18 protein-coding genes are annotated in these 19,960 nt (G+C 69.4%); 12 read left to right on the forward strand and 6 right to left on the reverse strand.

Features of this window, described 5'->3' with window-relative positions; genetic code table 11:
• Position 1: 1 nt before the first annotated feature.
• Complete coding sequence (gene yczR / locus IAE60_RS03860; protein ID WP_222937200.1) at positions 2–1,441, reverse strand: MocR-like transcription factor YczR; 1,440 nt, start codon at positions 1,439–1,441, stop codon at positions 2–4.
• A 72-nt stretch (positions 1,442–1,513) separates the two neighbouring features.
• Between yczR and yczE the strand changes: the two genes are divergently transcribed.
• From yczE to IAE60_RS03875, 3 genes are all read left to right on the forward strand, one after another.
• Entirely contained in the window at positions 1,514–2,194 is a 681-nt protein-coding gene (yczE, locus tag IAE60_RS03865) for a membrane protein YczE (RefSeq protein ID WP_187573946.1), read from the forward strand.
• Positions 2,191–3,048 carry a PhzF family phenazine biosynthesis protein gene (locus IAE60_RS03870; RefSeq protein WP_187573947.1) on the forward strand — a complete coding sequence of 286 codons (858 nt, stop codon included), beginning with the start codon at positions 2,191–2,193 and terminating at the stop codon, positions 3,046–3,048. The genes yczE and IAE60_RS03870 overlap by 4 nt, the downstream gene beginning before the upstream one ends.
• A 100-nt stretch (positions 3,049–3,148) precedes the next feature.
• The gene (locus tag IAE60_RS03875) at positions 3,149–3,955 is read left to right on the forward strand and encodes a hypothetical protein (RefSeq protein ID WP_187573948.1); all 807 of its coding nucleotides are present in this window, start codon (positions 3,149–3,151) and stop codon (positions 3,953–3,955) included.
• Positions 3,956–4,455: 500 nt separating this feature from the next.
• Here IAE60_RS03875 and IAE60_RS03880 read toward each other — a convergent pair whose 3' ends face one another.
• A complete protein-coding gene (locus IAE60_RS03880; RefSeq protein WP_187573949.1) occupies positions 4,456–5,955 on the reverse strand; it encodes an AAA family ATPase in 1,500 nt (499 codons plus the stop codon).
• A 180-nt stretch (positions 5,956–6,135) separates the two neighbouring features.
• Here IAE60_RS03880 and IAE60_RS03885 point away from each other — a divergent pair, with 180 nt between their 5' ends.
• The 9 genes from IAE60_RS03885 to IAE60_RS03925 all read left to right on the forward strand — a co-directional run bounded on the left by IAE60_RS03885 (position 6,136) and on the right by IAE60_RS03925 (position 15,027).
• Positions 6,136–6,768, forward strand: a complete 633-nt coding sequence (locus tag IAE60_RS03885; protein WP_187573950.1) for a ParA family protein — start codon at positions 6,136–6,138, stop codon at positions 6,766–6,768.
• 14 nt (positions 6,769–6,782) lie between these two features.
• Positions 6,783–7,259, forward strand: a complete 477-nt coding sequence (locus IAE60_RS03890) for a SixA phosphatase family protein (protein WP_162109883.1) — start codon at positions 6,783–6,785, stop codon at positions 7,257–7,259.
• On the forward strand, positions 7,256–7,840 hold the full coding sequence (locus IAE60_RS03895) for a YceI family protein (RefSeq protein ID WP_187573951.1): 585 nt from the start codon (positions 7,256–7,258) through the stop codon (positions 7,838–7,840). Before IAE60_RS03890 ends, IAE60_RS03895 begins: the two co-directional genes overlap by 4 nt.
• Entirely contained in the window at positions 7,837–9,807 is a 1,971-nt protein-coding gene (locus tag IAE60_RS03900) for a phospholipase D family protein (protein WP_425504455.1), read from the forward strand. The genes IAE60_RS03895 and IAE60_RS03900 overlap by 4 nt, the downstream gene beginning before the upstream one ends.
• 103 nt (positions 9,808–9,910) lie before the next feature.
• Positions 9,911–10,339: a hotdog fold thioesterase gene (locus IAE60_RS03905; RefSeq protein WP_187573952.1), complete on the forward strand. Its 429-nt coding sequence runs from the start codon at positions 9,911–9,913 to the stop codon at positions 10,337–10,339.
• A gap of 51 nt (positions 10,340–10,390) precedes the next feature.
• Positions 10,391–11,188, forward strand: coding sequence for a lysophospholipid acyltransferase family protein (locus IAE60_RS03910; protein ID WP_187573953.1), 798 nt, complete (start codon positions 10,391–10,393; stop codon positions 11,186–11,188).
• A 90-nt stretch (positions 11,189–11,278) separates the two neighbouring features.
• A complete protein-coding gene (locus IAE60_RS03915) occupies positions 11,279–12,268 on the forward strand; it encodes a YheT family hydrolase (RefSeq protein ID WP_187574651.1) in 990 nt (329 codons plus the stop codon).
• Between the two features lie 48 nt (positions 12,269–12,316).
• Positions 12,317–14,386: a tetratricopeptide repeat protein gene (locus tag IAE60_RS03920; protein ID WP_187573954.1), complete on the forward strand. Its 2,070-nt coding sequence runs from the start codon at positions 12,317–12,319 to the stop codon at positions 14,384–14,386.
• 26 nt (positions 14,387–14,412) lie between these two features.
• Positions 14,413–15,027: a YbhB/YbcL family Raf kinase inhibitor-like protein gene (locus IAE60_RS03925; protein WP_187573955.1), complete on the forward strand. Its 615-nt coding sequence runs from the start codon at positions 14,413–14,415 to the stop codon at positions 15,025–15,027.
• 43 nt (positions 15,028–15,070) lie between these two features.
• On the opposite strand, the gene IAE60_RS03930 is transcribed toward IAE60_RS03925, so the two are convergent.
• The 4 genes from IAE60_RS03930 to IAE60_RS03945 all read right to left on the reverse strand — a co-directional run bounded on the left by IAE60_RS03930 (position 15,071) and on the right by IAE60_RS03945 (position 19,952).
• Positions 15,071–16,486, reverse strand: a complete 1,416-nt coding sequence (locus IAE60_RS03930; protein ID WP_187573956.1) for a hypothetical protein — start codon at positions 16,484–16,486, stop codon at positions 15,071–15,073.
• Positions 16,487–16,547: 61 nt separating this feature from the next.
• Positions 16,548–17,372 (reverse strand): META and DUF4377 domain-containing protein, encoded by an 825-nt coding sequence (locus IAE60_RS03935; RefSeq protein ID WP_187573957.1) that lies wholly within the window; start codon positions 17,370–17,372, stop codon positions 16,548–16,550.
• Positions 17,373–17,441: 69 nt separating this feature from the next.
• A complete protein-coding gene (locus IAE60_RS03940) occupies positions 17,442–18,236 on the reverse strand; it encodes an undecaprenyl-diphosphate phosphatase (protein WP_187573958.1) in 795 nt (264 codons plus the stop codon).
• A gap of 90 nt (positions 18,237–18,326) precedes the next feature.
• Positions 18,327–19,952, reverse strand: coding sequence for a flavin monoamine oxidase family protein (locus IAE60_RS03945; RefSeq protein ID WP_187573959.1), 1,626 nt, complete (start codon positions 19,950–19,952; stop codon positions 18,327–18,329).
• Positions 19,953–19,960 lie beyond the last annotated feature (8 nt).

Here is a 19,960-nt window from a genome sequence, read left to right on the forward strand (position 1 = left end):
CTCACGCGATCAGGCGTCGTGCCGCGTCGCGGTGATGACGTGCATCGCGCGGATGCGCCTTCCAGGTTTCGGCCATCACCTGCACCGCCTGCACCAGCATGGCTTCGGGCTTGGCATAGGGAATGCGCAGCCACTGGTCGTTGCCGCCTTCCACGCTGAAGACCGGGCCCGGCGCGAGATACACGCCCTTGCGTTCCACGTCCGCCGCCAGTGCGGTGGCGCTGCCGTGCGGCATCCGCACCCACAGCGACAGGCCGCCTTCGGGCAGGCGGAAGCGCCAATCGGGCAGGTGCTCGCGCAGCGCCTGCGCCAGGGTGTCGCGTCGTTCCCGCATCTGGGCGCGTCGCGCGGCGAGGGCGCCGTGGGCGTCCAGCATCTCCGCCACCACCAGCTGGTCGAACAGCGAGCTGCCCAGGTCCATCTGCACGCGCGTGGCGATGAGGCGTTCGATGTGTTCGCGCGGCGCACGGATCCAGCCCACGCGCAGGCCGCCCCAGCAGCGTTTGGACGCACTGCCGATGGTGAACGCATCGGTTGCGAACGCGGCGAACGGTGCCGGCATCGACGCATCGGACAGGCAGGTGGATTGCAGGGTTTCGTCGACGATGGCGATCGTGCGCGTGGCGCGCAGCGCGGCGGCATAGTGCGCGCGTTGCGTTTCACCCATCAGGAAGCCGGTGGGGTTCTGGAAATCCGGAATGAGGTACGCCAGCCGCGGCGAGGTCTGCCGCAATGTCGCCTCGATGGCGGCAAGGTCCCAGCCGTCCTCGCCCAGCGGGTCGCCCATCGGCGCGCTGACCAGGCGCGCGCCGCCTAGGCGCAGTGCCTCGATCGCATTCGAATACACCGGCGACTCGATCATGAGGCGGTCGCCCGGGCGGGACAGCGCGCGGGCGATGATCGCGATGGCCGACAGTGCGCCCGAGGTGATCACGATCTGCTCGGGCGTGGTGGGCAGGCCGCGCTGCGCGTACATCGCCGCGACGCGGGCGCGCAGTGCGGGCAGCCCCGAGGGCAGGTAGCCGTCGCTGGCCAGATAGGCGGGCAATGCCTCCAGCGCGCGCGCATACGCGGCTGCGACGCCGGGCGTGGCCGCGCCGGCCGCGCAGTTGAGGTCGATGGCGACGCCCGATGAAGGTGCCGTGCCCACGGCATGCAGTGCGTGGTCGTGCGCGCGGCGTCGGTCGAGCGGCACCGTGGCGAACGTGCCCGCGCCCTGCCGGGCGGTGGCGAAGCCGGCGGCCACCAGGTCCGCATAGGCGCGGGTGACGGTGTTCCTTGACACGCCGAGCGCTTCGCTGACGGCACGTTCGCTGGGCAGGCGGGTGTCCAGCGGGATGCGGCCGTCGCCGATCAGCTCCTGCAGCGCCTGGCGCAGCCCGCGGTAGGCGGGCGACCGGGGAAAGTCGCCGACCAGCGTGGCGAGGCGAGCAGGGGCCAATACGCGATTCATGAGGCCACTATCGCACGATTGGCTCTATCGAAAAGAGCCAATCGGGGTGAAGGTGGCCCCATGAAACCTGCCTCCCCCATCGGCCTGGCCAACCTCGGCCCCCTCGCCCAACTCAAGGCCGGGCGTCTGCCCGAACGCGTGCTGCGCCTGCTCGTCGGCCTGTGGCTGTACGGCCTGGCCATCGCCCTGATGATCGAAGGTGCCGTGGGCGCCTCGCCCTGGGACGTGTTCCACCTGGGCGTGTCGCGCCACCTGCCGCTGTCGTTCGGCACGGTGATGATTCTCGCCGCGGTGGGCGTGCTGCTGGCGTGGATCCCGCTGCGGCAGATGCCCGGCCTGGGCACGCTGGCCAACACGCTGCTGCTGGGACCGTTCGCGGACCTCAACCTTGCCTGGCTGGCGACGCCCGAGGGCCTGCCGCTGCGCTGCGCCTACCTGCTGGCCGGCGTGGTGCTGTGCGCCGTGGCCACCGCGCTGTACATCGGCGCGCAGCTGGGGCCGGGTCCGCGCGATGGCCTGATGACGGGGCTGGCGCGTCGTACCGGCTGGTCGATCCGCCGCATCCGCACGCTGATCGAAGTCACGGTGCTGGCCATCGGCGTGCTGCTCGGCGGCGTCGTGGGCGTGGGCACGCTGGTGTTCGCCTTCGGGGTGGGGCCGCTGACGCAGTTCTTCCTGCGCCATCTGGTGGTGCGTCTGGACGCGCCCGTTGCCGTTGCGGTCGAAGGAGAAACACGATGACGCCCGCGGTCCTGCGCTACAGCGCTTTCACCACCGACCCGAGCGGCGGCAATCCCGCCGGCGTGGTGCTGGATGCGGGCGGCCTCTCCGACGCCGCCATGCAGCGCATCGCCGCGGACGTGGGCTATTCGGAAACCGCGTTCCTGCTGCCACGCGCGGATGGCGAGCTCGACGTGCGCTACTTCAGCCCGCTGGCCGAAGTCAGCTTCTGCGGCCACGCGACGATCGCGGCGATGGTCGCGCACGCACGCCGGCAGGGCCCGGGAGACTTCGTCCTGCACACGCAGGCGGGGCGCGTGCGCGTGACGGTCGATGCCGGTTTCTTCGCCACCCTGACCAGCGTGCCGCCGCGCGTGGACGCATTGGATGCCGCTGATCTGGATGGCGTGCTGGCCGCGTTGCGCTGGCATCGCGACGACCTCGATCCCGTGCTGCCACCTGCGGTCGCCTATGCCGGCGCGTGGCATCCGGTCATCGCCGCTGCCTCACGCGCGCGGCTGGCTGATCTGCACTACGACTTCGATGCGCTCGCTGCGTTGATGGCGTCGCGCGGCTGGACCACGATCAATCTGGTCTGGCGCGAAGACGCGCACACGCTGCACGCGCGCAATCCCTTCCCGCCCGGCGGCGTGGTGGAAGATCCGGCCACCGGCGCCGCGGCCGCCGCATTGGGTGCGTATCTGGCGGCGCAGGACCGGTTGCCCGACGAACGCAGGTTCACCATTCACCAGGGGAATGATCTCGGGCGACCGAGTGTGTTGCGGGTGGACGTGCCGGTGGATGTACGGGATGGCGTCCGGGTGAGTGGGACGGCGGTGGAGATTGGGGTGGGGGACGTGATGATCCAAGGGTGAAGCATGTCCGTGAGGCTTGCGAAGTCTGGGTCCCGCGACGCCCTCTCTAAGATCTTTGCGCGGTAATGCTTCGTCTACCTTGACGCGTGCAGGGGAGGGCGTGAACATCCCCTTCACCTCCAGGGATGCGGCCCATCAGGCGCCAGGTGTTGTGATTGATCGCGACTCCAAAATAACAGCCGTCGAGGCCTACTCCGACGCCTTCCGCGATCTGGTCAATGACAGAGTCGGTTGGAGGGGAGAGCCCGCGCGGAAGTTGCGCCTCAGCTCGGAGGCGGACTGGAACTTCGTTTGTGTTGCTATGGACATCCTGGGGGATGCATCCCTAGCACTCCACAATTTTCTGAGATTCGGTCTCGATGGTCCGACCCGATACGATGAAACAGGCGAGAAGTATTTAAGGCTGTATGGCCTGCTGAGCGCGGCCTATATCCAGCAGCAGGCCGCCCTTAAGCTCCACAAACTTATGAATTGCACCGCTCAGAAGACATTCAAGAGCAACGCCGACAAGCTTCAGATACGTAGTCTGCGGCATCAGCTTGCTTCTCACAGCTTGGACTACTTTGACTTTGGAGATCGCACCACCTCCGCCTTTGTCCCGGTACGCATCGATCTTGGCGGCTTCAACTGCACCGTGACAGAAAACCGCGGAGATCGGTCCATGTCCTACGACCTCCGCACGGCGCTCGTGGAGCACTGCGACTTTATGCTTGAACTCTTAGATACCATCTACGAGAAGAGCTACAAGACGTTGTTCAAGTCGCACGAATCCAAACAAATTGAACACAAGGCAAAGCTCGAAGATTTGCGGAAGATCAAGGCGGGCTACCTGATCCTTCGCAGCACATCCCCGGACACTCCCAGTGTCGTGCTGGTGCCCCTGAAAGGCCGTCAGCAAGACGCCTAGCAGCTCATACGTGGCCTCCTTTGCCAATCGTTGTCTCAGAAGCGATCGGACGGATGGAGCGGGTGTCGTTCAAGCGGCTGGAAGGCCGGCACTTATATCGGCGCTATCGATTCCGGAGTCGGACCCTTGGCAGCAAGTAAGTAGGATGGGTTGAGCCACCGGCGATACCCATCACCTTCGCGCCGTTGGCGGGAAAGCGAGTAGGATGGGCTGAGCCGCAGGCGATACCCATCACTTGCAATCTCGAAGGGCCAATACAAGAGAAGTGTCCCGCACTGCGTCGTAACAGCACGCATCCTCGCAAAGGGAAACGAAGGTGATGGGTATCGCCTGCGGCTCAACCCATCCTACTGCCAGCCTGATGCTTCGGGCGGGCCTTTGTATAGCCGTGCGCGCTTGCGTGTCCGTCGCATGATGGGCGCGCGATCGCGACTTACGTCGCTCCGACGACAGCGCTTCCCGAGCGTGGCGCCCAGCGGCTCACTTCCCAGCCCGACAGATCAATCCGCCGGCACCGTCCGCTCCCGCGCCCAGTCGCGCAGCGCCTGCACCTGTTCGCCCATCAGCACCGACAGCGGGCGGGTGCTGCGGATCTCATGCATCACCAGCTCGGTGTCGAGTGGCTTCTGTTCCGCGTGCGCGGCGTACAGCGCCGAGACGATGGCCTGTTCCAGTTCCGCGCCGGAGAAACCGTTCGCCCCGGCGGCGAGTGCAGGCAGGTTGAAGGCGTCCGGATCCAGATGCCGGCGTGCCAGGTGCACGCGCAGCACTTCCACGCGCGCTTCGGGCGAAGGCAGGTCGACGAAGAAGATCTCGTCGAAACGGCCCTTGCGCAGCAGTTCCGGCGGCAGGTCTTGGACCTGGTTGGCGGTGGCGACCAGGAAAACTTGCCCGCTGCCCGCGCCCGCCTTGCGCTCGGCCATCCACGTCAGCAGGTAGCCGAGCACGCGGCGGGACACCCCGCCATCCTCGTCGCCGCCGCTAGCCAGGCCCTTCTCGATCTCGTCGATCCACAGCACGCACGGCGCCAGCTGTTCGGCCGAGGCGAGCGCCGCGCGCAGGTTCTTCTCGGTCTCGCCGTGGTACTTGTCATACAGGGTGCCGAAATCCAGCCGCAGCAGCGGCACGCCGAAGCCGGCGGCCGTGGCCTTGGCCAGCATCGACTTGCCGCAGCCCTGAACGCCCAGCAGCAGCACGCCCTTGGGCAGGTCCAGCCCCGGTGGCGGATTGCCGGACACGAACACCGCACGGCGCTGCTCGATCCAGCGCTTCAGCCGCGACGCACCGGCCACGTCGGCGAACTTCGCCGTGTCGTACTCGTAATGCAGGTGGCCGCTGCGGTTGAGCAGCTCGAACTTCAGTTTGTTCAGCGCGGGCAGGTCGCTGGCGGTCAGGGCGCCGTCGGCGAAGATCAGCTGGCGGGCGATGCGGCGGGCGTCGACCAGGCTCAGTCCCTGCAGGTTGCGCACGATCTGCTTCACCGCCTCGCCATCGGCCTCGACGCGCCGGCCGCCGTGCTCGCGCGCATAGTGCTCGGCTTCCTCGCGGACCATCTTCAGCAGGGCGTTGCCGTCGGGCAGGCGCGGGCTGAAACGCACCGCCAGCGCGTCCAGTTCGGCCGGCAGCTCGATCTTTGCGCCCACCAGCACCACCACGTGGGGCAGGCTGTGCCGGCGCTGCAGGATGTCGCGCAGCTGGCGCTGGCTGCTGGCGTAGCCCAGGTAAGGGTGGAAATCCAGCAGCAGGTAGATGCCGCGCTGCTCGGCCTGCTTGATGGCCTGCAGGGCGGCACTGGCGTCGGGCGGGCCGACGGCGTCGTCCTCGCGGTCCATGTCCAGCCGGCGCAGGCCCTCGGTGATGCTCCAGCGGAACAGCGCCCGCCACACCTGGCCCAGGGCCTGCCGGAACAGGTCGACCACGCGCGCCTCGTCCTGGGTCTCGATGACGATCAGCGGGGTGTTGGCGCGGATCAGCGCGGTGAGGTCCTGCAGCTCGTTCATGGGGCGTCCGGTCCGTGGGGACGGAACGATAACAGCAAGCAGTGAGTGGGGAGGAGTGAGGCGTGAGGGGAAGCCGGGTCTTGCCTTCGCTCACTCCTCACTCCTCTCCCCTCACTCCTGTCTTTCTGCTTCACCTCCCCCGGTGTACCCTGCGGGCTCCCCGGGCAACGAGGTGCGCGCATGAAGACGATTCTGGTCGCCAGCTCCAAGGGCGGCGCGGGAAAGACCACCCTGGCGACCAATCTGGCCGCGTATTTCGCACTCGATGGCAAACGCACGGTGCTGGTGGACGCCGATCCGCAGCATTCGTCCACCCGCTGGGCCGAGCGCCGGGCGGAACTGGAGTCGGCCGTACTGCCGATCGAAGCCAGCGGCCGGCGCGCCTGGCGCGCGTGGCTGCCGGAGGACGCCGAGCGCGTGGTGGTGGACGCCCCGGCCGGCGCGATGGCCGACGACCTGGGCAGCTTTCTGGAGCATGCCGACGCCGTGGTGGTGCCGGTGCTGCCGTCCGCCCTGGACATCGAGGCCACGGTCGGCTTCCTGAACACCCTGGCCAAGGTGCCGCGCGTGCACAAGCGCAAGCTGCCCGTGGGCCTGGTGGTCAACCGCAGCAAGCCGTGGACGAATGCGTCGCAGCAGGCGGTGGAGATGCTGAAGACCTGGCCTTACCCGGTCATCACCCAGCTGCGCGATACCCAGGCCTACGTGGTGATGGCAGGCCTGGGCCGCAGCCTGTTCGACTACCGTTCGGCGCAGGTGCGCGAGCATCAGGCCGACTGGGAACCGTTGTTGAAGTGGATCAAGAAAGCCTAAGGAGCAAGCGTCCCATGCGTGAACTGATCCTGCTGCGCCATGCCCATGCCGAACCGGCCACCACCGGGCAGTCCGACCTGGACCGTCCCCTCTCCCCCCAGGGCCTGGCCGAGGCCGAGGCCGTCGCGCGCTGGCTGAAGGAGCAGGGTCTGGTGCCGGACCGCGTGCTGTGTTCGCCGGCCCGCCGCACCCGCGAGACGCTGGAAGCGGTCATGGACGCCATCGGTTACGTGGAGCAGCGGCTGGAAGAGCGCATCTACGAGGCCACGCCCGGCACGCTGGCCGACCTGGCCGACCAGCACCGCGAGGCCGAGCGCCTGCTGCTGGTGGGACACAACCCGGGGCTGGAGCAGCTGGCCGCGCTGATGTACTCCGGCGTGACCAGCGAGTACCGCGGCATGCCGCCGGCCGGCGTGGTGGTGCTGACGCTGCCGGCCGACGCCTCCTTCGAGCCCGGCGTGGCGCAGCTCTCCGCCTTCTGGTGGCCATGACGCAGGCGACGGCCGCCGGCCTGCGCCTGGCCGCGCTGGCGGTGGGCGCGCTGTTGGCCGCACCCGTGCTGGCGCAGGGGCGCAACGACTTCGACCCGGACAACACGAGGCTGGGATTCGAACTGCGCACGCGCTGGGGCCAGGTGCTGGACGGCGTGTTCCGCCACTACGAAGGCTCGGTGGAGCACCTGCCGGACGGGCGCCAGCAGGTGCGCCTGCGCATGTACACCCGCGATGTCGAGATCGTCGGCCACCCCCGTTACAGCGAGTGGGCGCGCAGCGAGCAGTTCTTCGATGCCGACCGCTATCCGGTGGTCACGTTCACGTCCAGGCCCTACGATCCGCTGCTGCTGTACGACGGCGGCAAGCTGGAGGGCGAATTGAGCATCAAGGGCATCAGCCGCCCGCGCGGCCTGGAGGTGGCGCCGGCGACCTGTCCGCGCCCGGCGGTCGGGTGCGATGTGGTGGCCACCGGCGCGGTGCGCCGCAGCGACTACGACATGGACGACTGGATGCTGGCCGTCAGCGACCGCGTGGTGTTCGTGCTGCGCGCGCGCATCAGGAGCGCAAGGACGCCGTGACCCGTCGCAGTGCCGTGATCGCCGCGCGCTGCGCGGTCCTGTGGCTGGCGCTGCTGTGCAGCGCCTGCGCCAGCCTGTCCGACCGCCAGCGCGATCGTGCGGCCGACATCGCCGCGGGCGCCCGTTCAACGGTGATCGAGTGCGAACAGGCCGATGCCTGCGCGCTGTCGTCGCCGCTCTACGACCTGGCCGGACAGGCGCGCGCCGCGTCCACCCCGGAGGCGCCGCGCCATTACGCGGTGATCCTGGACCAGGGCTCGGACGCGCTGCTGGCACGGTTGAACCTGATCCGCAGCGCGCGCGAACGCATCGACCTGCAGACCTACATCTTCGACAAGGACGACAGCGCGCGGCTGGTGCTGGACGAGCTGCTGGACGCGGCGCGGCGCGGGGTGAAGGTGCGGGTGCTGATCGACCAGCTGTCGGCGATCGCCGACCTGCAGATCCTGGCCGCGCTGTCCGGTGCGCACCAGAACTTTTCCATCCGCATCTACAACCCCAGCTTCGGCAAGGCCAAGCTGAACTACCTGGACTACGCGGGCAGCGTGCTGTGCTGCTTCCGCCGCTTCAATCAGCGCATGCATACCAAGCTGCTGCTGGTGGACGACCGCATCGGCATCAGCGGTGGGCGCAACTACCAAGACGACTACTTCGACTGGGACGCCGAATACAACTTCCGCGACCGCGACGTGCTGGTCGCGGGTCCGGAGGCAGCGGCGATGGCGGCCAATTTCCAGGCGTTCTGGGAGGCGCGGCGCAGCGTGCCCGCCGAGCGCCTGAACGATGTCGGCCGCACCCTGCTGCGCGAGGGCGTGCCGGCAATGCCGGTGCCGCGCTACCTGCGGCCGGAGCGCGTGCAGGCGGCGCGCGCCGAGGCGAGCGATGCGGACCTGGTACGGGCGCGTTTCGTCGAACCCGCCTTCGCGGTGGGCGCGGTGCGCTACATCGCCGACCTGCCGCAGAAGCACCGCCGCGAACGCCGCGACGACGATGCGCCCGCCGCCCCCGAACTGGAAGCGTTGATCCGCGGCGCGCAGAAGGAGGTGCTGCTGCAGACGCCGTACCTGGTCATGTCCAAACAGGCGCAGGCGATGTTCCGCGACATGCGCAAGCGCGAGCCGCCACCGCAGGTGGTGGTGTCCACCAACAGCCTGGCGGCGACGGACAACCCGGTCGTCTATTCGATGTCGTTCAAGTACAAGCGCCGCTACCTGCGCGAATTCGGTTTCCGCATCCACGAGTACAAACCCTTCCCGGAGGACGCGCCGGTAGACTACGCCGCGCTGATGCCGGAAGGGCCGCCGGTGGCGCTGTCGGAAGACGGGCGTGCCGCGGCAGGCAGCGGCAGCGGCCGCATCCGTGGACCATCCGGATCGATCGGGCCGTCGGCCGGTTCGCAGGGCGAGACCACCCGCCGCCTGCAGCGTACCGAATCGCGGCCCTCGTTCCTCAGCAGCGGCGCCGCGTCCGAGCCGCTGCCGCTCAAGCGCGCCGGCGTGCGCATGGGCCTGCACGCCAAGTCGATGGTGATCGACGGCGAGACGGCGGTGATCGGCACGCACAACTTCGACCCGCGCTCGGAGAACTACAACACCGAGGCGGCGGTCGTGATCGACGACCCGGCTTTCGCGCAGGCGCTGGCCGACAGCATCCGCCGCGACATGTCCCCGCAGAATGCATGGGTGATCGCCCCGCGGGCCAAGCCGCCGGTGTTCTCGGGGCTGGACTACAGTCTGGGCAAGGTGTCCGAGGCGTTGCCCGTGTTCGATATCTGGCCCTGGCGCTACGCCACCAGCTACGAATTCCGGCCGGGCCCCGACTGCCCGCTGCCGGTGGCCCCGAAGGATCCCGCGTTCCATCGATGCTATGTGGCGGTCGGCGACTTCCCCGAGGTCAACGTCGGGCCGAAATGGCTTTACACGCGGGTGCTGACTGCGTTCGGTGCAGGCCTGGTGCCGATCCTGTAATGCAGGAGTGAGTGCAGAGGAGTGAGGAGTGAGCGAAGGCGCATTCTCTGGCTTCCCTCACTCCTCACTCCTCGCTCCTCGCTCCTCGCTCCAAGGACTTGCCATGGCCTTCCGCGCTCCCGTCGATCTCGCTGCCGTCAACGCCCATGCGGCCGACACCCTGGTGTCTAACCTGGGCATCGTCATCACCGAAGCCGGCGACGACTGGCTGCGCGGCACCATGCCGGTGGATGCGCGCACGGTGCAGCCGTACGGCATCCTGCATGGCGGCGCCTCGGTGGCGCTGGCCGAGACGCTGGGCAGCGTGGCCGGCAACCTGTGCGTGGACACGACCAAGGAGATGGTGGTGGGCTTGGAGATCAACGCCAACCATGTACGCGCGATGCGAGGCGGCAGGGTCACGGGCACGGCGCGTGCGCTGCATGTGGGCCGCAGCACGCAGCTGTGGGAGATCCGCATCGAGAACGACGAGGGCAAGCTGGTCTGCGTATCGCGGCTGACGCTGGCCGTCGTACCGCTGCCGAAACCCTGAGACCCGCACGGACGCATTCCGCTGCGGCGATCCATCCGGTATCGTGATGGGATGACGCCGCCCCCTGTTCATGTTGCTGGCGGCAGCGGCGTGGCGCGGGTCTTTCGCTACCTGTACCGCGTGCCGCTGCTGCTGGTCCACCTGTTGGTCTTCCTGCCGGTCACCCTGTTGTGCCTGTCGCCGCTGCTGGTGTGGATCCGCGTGGGCGACGAGAACGCCGGCGATGTGGCCGTGCGCTGGTGGTCGGGGGGGCTGATGCGCATCTTCGGCTTCCGGCTGCGGCGCGTGGGCAAGCCGTTGCCCGGCCCCACGCTGTTCGTGGCCAACCACGTCAGCTGGATCGACATCGAGGCCCTGCACAGCCAGCGCATGATGGGTTTCGTCGCCAAGCACGAGATCCGCGGCTGGCCGGTGGTCGGCTGGCTGGCGGCGCAGGGCCAGACCATCTTCCACCAGCGCGGCAGCCAGGAATCGCTGGGCGGGGTGCTGCAGGCGATGATGCGGCGCCTGCGCGAGGGGCGCTCGGTGGGCGTCTTTCCCGAAGGACGTACCCGGGACGGGCATGCGGTCGGGCCCTTCCATGCGCGCATTTTCCTGGCCGCCGTCGAGGCGGGCGTGCCGGTGCAGCCGGTGGCCCTGCGCTACGGCCCGCGCGGCAGCGCGCAGCCGGTGGTGGCGTTCGGGCCGAAGGAAAGCTTCTTCGCCAATTTCGTGCGCCTGCTGGGCGAGCCCGCGCGCACGGCCGACATCTGCTTCCTGGAGCCCATCCAGGTGGCCGATGTCGAAGGCCGCCGCCGCATCGCCGACCTGTCGCGCGAGCGCATCGTGCAGGCGATGGCACAGGCCTGACGGATGGTTTGATGGCATGGTGACGGATTCGAGGGAATACTCGACCCACCGGTGCCACCCTCGCCCCGACGCTGCCGCGACGACCCCATGATCACTGCCGCCGACTACCGACCGCCGCGCTGGCTGCGCAATCCGCACCTGCAGTCGGTGCTGGGTTCCAGCGCACTGCGCCGCCGTCGTGGCCTGCGCGCGCTGCTGGGCAGCGGTGCGGTGACGGTGGAGCATATCGTCGATGGCGGCGACGACGTACGCCTGCAGGGGTTCCTCAGCCGCATCCCGGACCGCGCGCCGCGCGGGCTGGTGCTGCTGCTGCACGGATGGGAGGGCAGCGCCGATTCCAGCTACATGCGCCTGACGGCCGCGCAGCTGCTGCGGCGCGGATTCGACGTGTTCCGGCTGAACTTCCGCGACCACGGCGACACCCATCACCTGAACGAAGACCTGTTCCACTCCAACCGGCTCGACGAAGTGGTGCACGCGGCGCTGGACGTGTCGCGACGCTTCGCCGGCGACGTGCCGATGCGGGTGGCCGGCTATTCGCTGGGCGGCAACTTCGCGCTGCGGCTCGCGCTGCGCGCCCCGGACGCGGGGCTGGCGCTGGCGCATGTGGCCGCCGTGTGTCCGCTGCTGGACCCGGCCACGACGATGGACCGCATCGAAAGCGGCCTGCCGCTGTACGACTGGTACTTCGCTCGCAAGTGGCGCCGCTCGCTGCAGCGCAAGCGCAGCCTGTTCCCGCAGCGCCACGATTTCGACGACACCGTGCTGGCGCTGGACATCCGCGCGCTGACCGACTGGCTGGTGCAGCGCCATACCGCCTTCGGCACGCTGGAGGCCTACTTCGACGGCTATGCCATCGCCGGCGACCGCCTGGCGGCGCTGACGGTGCCGGCGCACATCCTGATGGCCGAGGACGACCCGGTCATCCCCTTCGACACCTTCCGCGACTGGGCGCTGCCACCGCATGCCACGCTGGAAATCGCCCCGTGGGGCGGGCATTGCGGCTTCATCGAGAACGCCGCCTGCGATGGCTACGCCGAACGCTGGGTGGCGGAGCGGCTGTCCGGCGGCGGCGCCTGAGACCGGGGCGACCGTTACAATCGGGGTTTGCCCGCAACCGGTAGTCCCATGTACGACCCGATCCTCAACGACCTCCGCCGTGGTGCGGTGGCCGACGCCCTGGCCGCGGCGGAAGCCCTGGCGGCCGAGCGCCCCGACGATGCTCAGGCGCTGCGCTGGCTTTCTGCCGCCCAGCTGCAGAGCGGCCAGGCCGAAGCGGCGCTGGCCAGCATCGACCGCGCCATCGCGCTGGCGCCGGAAGACGCCGAACTCCATCTGGCACGGGCGGGCGTGCTGGTGGGCAGCCGGAAGCCCGATGAGGCGCGTGCCGCGCTGGACCAGGCCACCGGGCTGGACCCCAACCAGTTCACTGCCTATGTCGTGCAGGCCCAGCTGGCCCTGGCCCGCGGCGACCTGGACGAGGCGCAGCGGCTCAACCGGCTGGCGGCACGTGTGGCGCCCGAGCATCCGCGCCTGGCATTCGTCGAGGGCATGGTGCTGTTGCGACAAGGCGATGCGGAGGCTGCGCTGAAGCAGCTTTCGGCCGCGCTGCAGCGTGCGCCGGACGACCTGCAGCTGATGCACGCGCTCGGTTTCGTCTACATGGCGCGCGGTCACCTGGCGTTCGCGGAGCAGACCTTCCGCAATATCGCGGCGAAGGTGCCGGCTGCCACGGATCTGACCCTGCTCATCGCCAGCCTGGCGGGCCGTCAGGGGCGGCCGGAGGAGGCGCTTGAGCTGCTCGATCCGGTCCTCGCAGACGCACAGCGGGCGACTGCCGGCGTGCGCAGCCTCGCGGGCCGCCTGCACCTGCAGGCGGGCCGGCTGGAACAGGCGGCGCCCCTGCTGCAGGCCGCGCTTGCCGGAGGCGTGCAGGATCGCGAACTGCTTTCGTCCCTGCTGGAACTGTGGCACCGGCAGGGACGGCGCGAAGAGGGACGGCAGGCGCTGGAGGCATGCCTGGCGTTCGCCTCGGGCAACGCCGATCTGTGGTTGGCGCGCCTGGCGCTGGAGGACATCGGCAGCAGCGATGCGCTGGAGGTCTCCCGGCGCTGGGTGGAAGCCCAGCCGCAGTCGGTCAATGCCCTCGGAGGCAGGCTGGCGGCGTTGGAGCATGCAGGCCGCCTGGACGAAGCAGACGCCATCGCCGACCGGATCGTGGCGTTGCAGCCGGGCCATGGTGCGGCGCAGGCGCGCAAGGTGAATGCGCTGGTGGCACGTGATCCGGCTGCCGCCGTGATGTATGTCCAGGGATTGCTGGCGCAGGCACAGGGTGGCGATGCGCGCGCGCTGTTGTACGGTTGGCTGGGCATGGCGCAGGACCGCGCGGGGCAGGCCGCGGAAGCCGTGGCCAGCTGGAGCGTGCGCGCACAGCAATCGCCGTCGCTGCCCTTGCCCTTGCTCGGCCCGCCGGCGCAGGCCTGGCCTGCGCTGGCGGCCGTGCCGGAGGGGAACAACGAGTGGCCGCTTCTGCTCTGGGGGCCACCGGGTTCCGGTGTGGAGCGCATCGTCGCCGTACTCACGCAGGCCCGCGCGGCGCTGCTTGTGGACCGTTTCGGCACGACGCCGCCGAAGGACCCGTTGCAACCGTTCGCCACGGTGGAACAGCTGTTGTCCGGACAGGCTGACGCGGCGACGCTCGTGGCGAGCTGGCGCAGCGCGCTGCCGGCGCGCGGCGCGCGCAGCGGCAACGTGATCGACTGGCTGGTGTGGTGGGACAACACGCTGCTGCAGGCGTTGCGTCCGCAGTTGCCGCAGGGACGTCTGCTGGCGATCCTGCGCGATCCGCGCGACATGCTGCTGGAATGGCTGGCATGGGGAGCGCCGTCGATGATGGATATCCCGTCCACGGAAGTGGCGGCTACATGGCTGGCCGGCGTGCTGGAGCACCTGGCCGGCCTGCTGGAACAGCAGTTGTATCCCGCCGTCGTCCTCCGTATCGATGGCATGGAGAACGATCCGCAACGGCTCGCATCGGCGCTGGGCCAGGTGCTGGGCGGTGCCTCGTTACCGGCGCCGGTGCGCGTGGGCAGCGTGGGCTTCCCGGCCGGTCACTGGCGCCAGTATGCGCAGGCCCTTGCCGGCCCGTTCGCCACCCTCACCCCGGTCGCCGTGCGCCTGGGATATCCCGAGGCTTGATCATCCCCTTTCGACAGGAGCCGCACATGCGCCTTTGGAGCGACAGTTTCGAGAATGCCCGTCCGATCCCGGCGGAGTTCGCGATGGGGCAGCCGGACGGGTTCGCGCCCAACCGCAACCCACATCTGGCGTGGTCCGACGTACCGGACGGCACGCGGTCGTTCGCGCTGCTCTGCATCGACCCGGACGCACCGACCGTTCCCGAAACGGTCGGTCGCGACGATGTGCAGATCCCGGTCGAACAGCCGCGCGCGCACTTCATCCACTGGGCGATGGCGGACATCGGCCCCGACGTGCGCACGATCGCCGCCGGCAGCTGCAGCGACGGCGTCACCGCGCGCGGCAAGCGGCAGCCGGCGGGGCCCGCCGGCGCGCGCCAGGGACTGAACGACTACACCGGCTGGTTTGCGGGCGACGCGCAGATGGGCGGCGACTATTCCGGTTACGACGGCCCGTATCCGCCGTTCAACGACCTGCGCGTGCACCGCTACTTCTTCCGCCTGTTCGCGCTGGACGTGGCAACCCTCGACCTGCCGGAGCGCTTCACCGCGGCCGATGTCGAACGCGCGATGCAGGGTCACGTACTGGCCGAAGCGGCGGTCCACGGCACGTATACGCTCAATACTGCGCTGCGCGGCTGAAACGGCAGAGCTTCGGGCGTCCGTGCAAGCGCGAACCGGCGCGTCAGTGCGCTTCCCGCCATCGAACGACGCCTTGGTCATCGATGACGAGGCAAGGTCCGGTCGCCGGGCATTCGCGCGCGATGCCGATGCTCTGCAACGGTATACCGAGACGCCATGCCAGGCCCCATGCGCCGATGGCATAGAAACGCTGCTCGTCCGCGACGCTGACATGCAGGGGCAGGGCCGGTGGCGGCTGGCGCTCGAGCGCCTGCAACGTCGCTTCCGCCCAGCGTGCGCGTCCGATCAGCCCCGGATGGTCGAGGCGGCGCGTGCCTTCCACGGCGATCCATGACGACACGGCGATGAGTGCGGCGACCACGGGCGCGCGCGGCGTATCCACGATGCCGCGTGCCAGCGCGATGATCGGGAGGATGACAGCGACGGCGGCGTAGTACTCGTAGCTGTTCCATGCGAACAGGAAGTAGGGGGCGTAAGCCAGTACTGCGAAGAGCGGCAGCGCCAGCCATTGCCGCGGTGCCAGTGCGGCGCGGCTGTGCCGGAACGCGAGAGCCCAGGCGGCCAGCATCGGCAGCGCCGTCGCGGCGATCCAGGCCAGGCCCGGCAGCCGGTCGCCGGCGACCGCCATGCGCATGGCTTCACGCGGGACATTCAGCAGCCATGCCGCAAACGAGGCGGTGTTGCGCACCACGTGGCCGCCAAGGCTCAGTTCGTACGCGGCATCGGTGTTCGCCGTGAAGCGCGCGCGCAGCACCAGCCATGCGAGCACGACGACGACGGTGGTCAGCCAGGTGGCGATCTCGCCCTTGAAAGGGCGGCGAAGGCCGACGAATGCGGCCACCACCAGCATCAATCCCGGCGTGAGGGCGGCGGACTCCTTGCAGAGCAGGGCCAGGACCAACAGCACCGTCACCGACGTGAGCAGGGCGACGCGCCCGATCCCGCGGGCATCGCGCGCGCTGACCCACGCGGCCAGCGCCAAGGTGGTGAACAGGGTCAGCAGGGCGGTGTTGGCGGCGGCGACCCAATGCACCGGCAGCAGGTGCATCGTCAACGCGGCGTAGGCAACGCCGGCGAGTGCGGCGATCCTGCCGGGTCCGGCCCAGGCACAGGCGCGCGCCACGCGAAGCGCCAGCAGAGCCACGCCCAGAGACGCCGACACGTGCAGCGCCAGATTCGCCCCGTGTGCCGCGAAAGCGTTGCCGTGCAACACGGCATCGACGAAGCGCCAGTAGGCCTCCTGCGACAGTGGGCGCCAGAAGCGCACCGGCGAGGCGGGCCAGAAATCCGACCACCACGGCGCACCGGACGCATTGGTCGCGTGCGCGCCGTGCAGGAAGACGTAGTCGTCGCCCCAGAAAGGCGTCCACAGCGCCGGCACCCAGAGGGCGAGCGCCGCGACGCCCAATAGAGAGACGGCGAGCCAGGAGAGGGTCGCATTCCGTGCGAAAGGCTTCATCGGGGTGCGTGGGCTACGGTGGCGCGCCACTATAACGGCGACGCGGCCACCGCCGGCGGCATCATTTCTTCTCGTTCGCCGACTCCACCACCATGTCCAGTACGTAGGCGCTGGACGATGCATCTGCAGGCGGGTTCTTCACGGTGTAGCGGTCCACGCGCAGCACGTTGCGGATGCCGGGCTCGTGCGTGTAGCCCTCGATGCTGTCGTAGAAGTGCTGGAACGCGCCGGGCGTACCGACCTTCAGGCCCTTGTCGTCGTACTGGATCTCGCGCACCTGCAGGCATTGCTTGTCGGGGATCAGGGGGTGGCTGCAGGGCTTGGTCTCGGCCGCCACCTCCAGGAACACGCGCTCGCCGGGGCCGCCGTAGCGGGTTTCGGCGGTCGGGTCGCCGGTGAACACCAGCGTGTCGCCGTTCGCCGTGGTGAGCGTCAACCGGGCCGCATCGTTCTGCGTCGCGGCGAGCTTCAGCGTTCCTTCCAGCCGCTTGCCCACTTCCTGGTCCAGCGCCATCAGGGCGCTGTCGGTGCAGGCCATCAGGGTGGAGGCCAGGCGGCCGATGGTGAGGCTGGTATCCGACAGGGTGTAGCTGCCCCCCATGCGGTTGCAGGTGTTGGATACGCCAAGGCGGCCGTCCCTGAAATCGAGCTGCACGGGCTGGTCGGCGCGCGCGAACAGGGCGTCGATGCGCTTGCCTTGCGCGTCGTTCGCGTCCGAGAGTCGCCAGTGGTACTGCGGGAGCAGCGCAGGCGCGTCGACGGACGAGGGTGCGGGTGTTTCAGGCGCCGGGGCCGACGCCGGTGCCGCCGGGGCGGCGGCCTGTTCCGCCGGTTTGGGGCAGCCGGCCAGGGCCAGGGGAAGGGCAAGCAGCAGCAGTCGTTTCATGGCGTCCTCCGTCAGGGGTGGCTTATGCAAACGCGCGAGGGGTCGGAACGGGGTGAAGACGGGCCGGCCTCAGCTGCCGGCCGGCATCAGCAACAGCAGCAGCGCGCCGAGCACGATGCGGTAGAGCGCGAATCCGGTGAAGCGGTGCGCTTTGATGAAACCCAGCAGCCACTTCACCACCACGAAACCGGTGGCGGTGGCGGCGACGAAGGCCAAGGCCACCTCGCCCCAGTTCTCGCTGCCCAGCGCGTCGTCCTTCACTAGTTCGAGGAACGCATAGCCGCTGGCCGCGAACATGGTGGGGATGCCGACCAGGAACACGAACTCCGCCGCCGACGAGCGCCGGCTGGTGCCGGCCAGCATTGCCATGAAGATCGCCGCCGCCGAGCGCGAGGTGCCCGGGAAGACGCCGGCCACCACCTGCGCCAGCCCCACCAGCACCGCCACTTTCCACGTGATGTCGGCCACGTCGCCGCGCTTCTCGGCGAAGTGCTCCGCCGCCAGCATCCACACGCCGCCCAGGATCAGCGCCCACGCCACCGGGGTGACGGTCTCGGGCAATTCCCAACCGGCCAGCCGCACCGGCAGGCCGACGAGGGCGGTCACCAGGAAGGCCACCGCCAGCTTGAGCGCGTAGTCGCGGGTGGCGGCATCGCGCCAGCCGGTGGCCAGTTCCCAGATGCGCCGGCGGAACACCAGCGTGGTGGCCAGGATCGCGCCGGCCTGGATGACGATATTGAAGAAGTCCGAGCGCTGGCCCAGCCAGTGCTGCGCGATCAGCAGGTGGCCCGTGCTGGAGATGGGCAGGAACTCGGTCAGGCCTTCGAGGATGCCGAGCAGCAGCGCGGCGAGCAGGTCGGTCATGGGCGGGCTTCGGACGGGGGACGGGCAGGATAACGGAAAGCCCGTCCGTCCCCTGCCCGCCCAGCGCCCTCCGCCGGCGTGGGCCCGGCCTCAGCCGCCGCGGAACAGCGTGCTGGCCTCGCTGGCCGCACGCAGGCCCGACAGCACCGCGCCTTCCATGAAGCCCTGCCATTCGTAGAAGCTGCTGGTGTGGTCGCCGGCGAACAGCAGGTTGTCCACGGCACCGGCTTCCGCGTGCGCGATGCGGGTGAAGTAGCCCGGCTGCGGCCGCGGGAAGGCGCCGCGGCTGTTGGGATCGGTGCTCCAGTTCTGGCTGGTGGCGAGGATCCTGCCGCGGCGATCGCGCGAGACCGCCTGCATCGCGCCGGGCAGCACTTCCTCCAGCGACGCCACGAAGCCCACCGCATCCATCTGCAGGCTGGCGGGCAGCAGGCTGCGTGCGGCCTGGCCGCCCACTTGGTGCGCGATGACGGCACCGGCACGACCGGCACGCGAGGGGTTGGTTTCCCAAGCATTCTGCAGGTTCGGCAGGTCCGCTTTGCCGCTGCCGCTGGCGCCGGCTTCGCGCCAGTACGGGCGCGAGAACCCGACGAGCAGCCGGCTGCTGTCGCCCATCTCCGATTTGTCGATTGCCTGGCGCTTCCACGCCGACATCTCCACGCCACGCATTTCCACGTCGCGCAGCACGCTGAAAGGCATCGCCAGCACCACGGCATCGAAATCGCGCTGCACGTACTTGCCGCGCAGGTCGAACGTCAGTCGTACCGTGCCGCCCAGGCGGCGGGTCACGGCCACCAGGCGGTGGCCCAACTGCACCGGCTGCGGCAGCTTCTGCGCCAGTCCGGTGGCGATCAGGTCGTTGCCGCCGACCACGCGCAGCGATTCGCCGGTGCCCTGCAGGGCGAACTTGCTGCGCCGGTCGCCGTAGACGAAACGCAGGAAGGCCAGCGCGCTGACTTCGTCCAGGTCGCTGCCGAACTCGCCCAGGAAGGCGTTGCCCAGCACGCTGCGCAGCAGGCCGCTGGCGCCGTACAGCGTGAGGTATTCGTCCAGCGTCATGAAGTCGAGCGCTTCGGCGCGTGCGCAGAAGCGTTCCGCGTGCGGTGCGCCCAACGGCTCCAGGTCTTCGCGGATGAAATCGGCGAACGCACGGAACTCGTCCGCGATCTCCGCATCGCTATGACGCTGGCCGGCGAAGTGGTGGAAGGCGCTGCTGCGGCCACGGTCGCCGTCGACCGCCTCCAGCGGCAGGCCCAGCGCGCGCGCGTAGCCCAGCATGGCGTGATGGGAGCTGCCGATGAACTCGGCGCCGCGTTCGGCCACCTGACCCGGGAACACGTTGCGGGCCGACCAGCAGCGACCGCCGACGCGTTGGGCCGATTCGAACACCTTCGCCGGCACGCCGAGACGGGTCAGTTCGGTCGCGCAGGCCAGGCCGGCCAGGCCTGCGCCCACGACGGCCACCCCGCGCGTGTTGGTCAGGCGCGCATACACGGCGCGCGCGTCCTGTGCGGTGGCGGCGAGCAGGGGCGGCGCCATCGCGCCGAGCCCCGCTGCCGCGACGCCGCCCACGGCCGCCTGCATCAGGCGGCGGCGGTCCTGGCTGTCGGGCGTGCCGCGGGCCACGGCTTCGCCTACCTCGTCGCCGGTGCGTGCGCATGTCTGGCCGATGCGGGCCAATCGCAGTACCTGGGCCATCCAGTCAGAACGTGTCATGTCCGTCT

It is taken from the genome of Pseudoxanthomonas mexicana (assembly GCF_014397415.1).
GTDB classification, from domain to species: Bacteria; Pseudomonadota; Gammaproteobacteria; order Xanthomonadales; family Xanthomonadaceae; genus Pseudoxanthomonas_A; species Pseudoxanthomonas_A mexicana.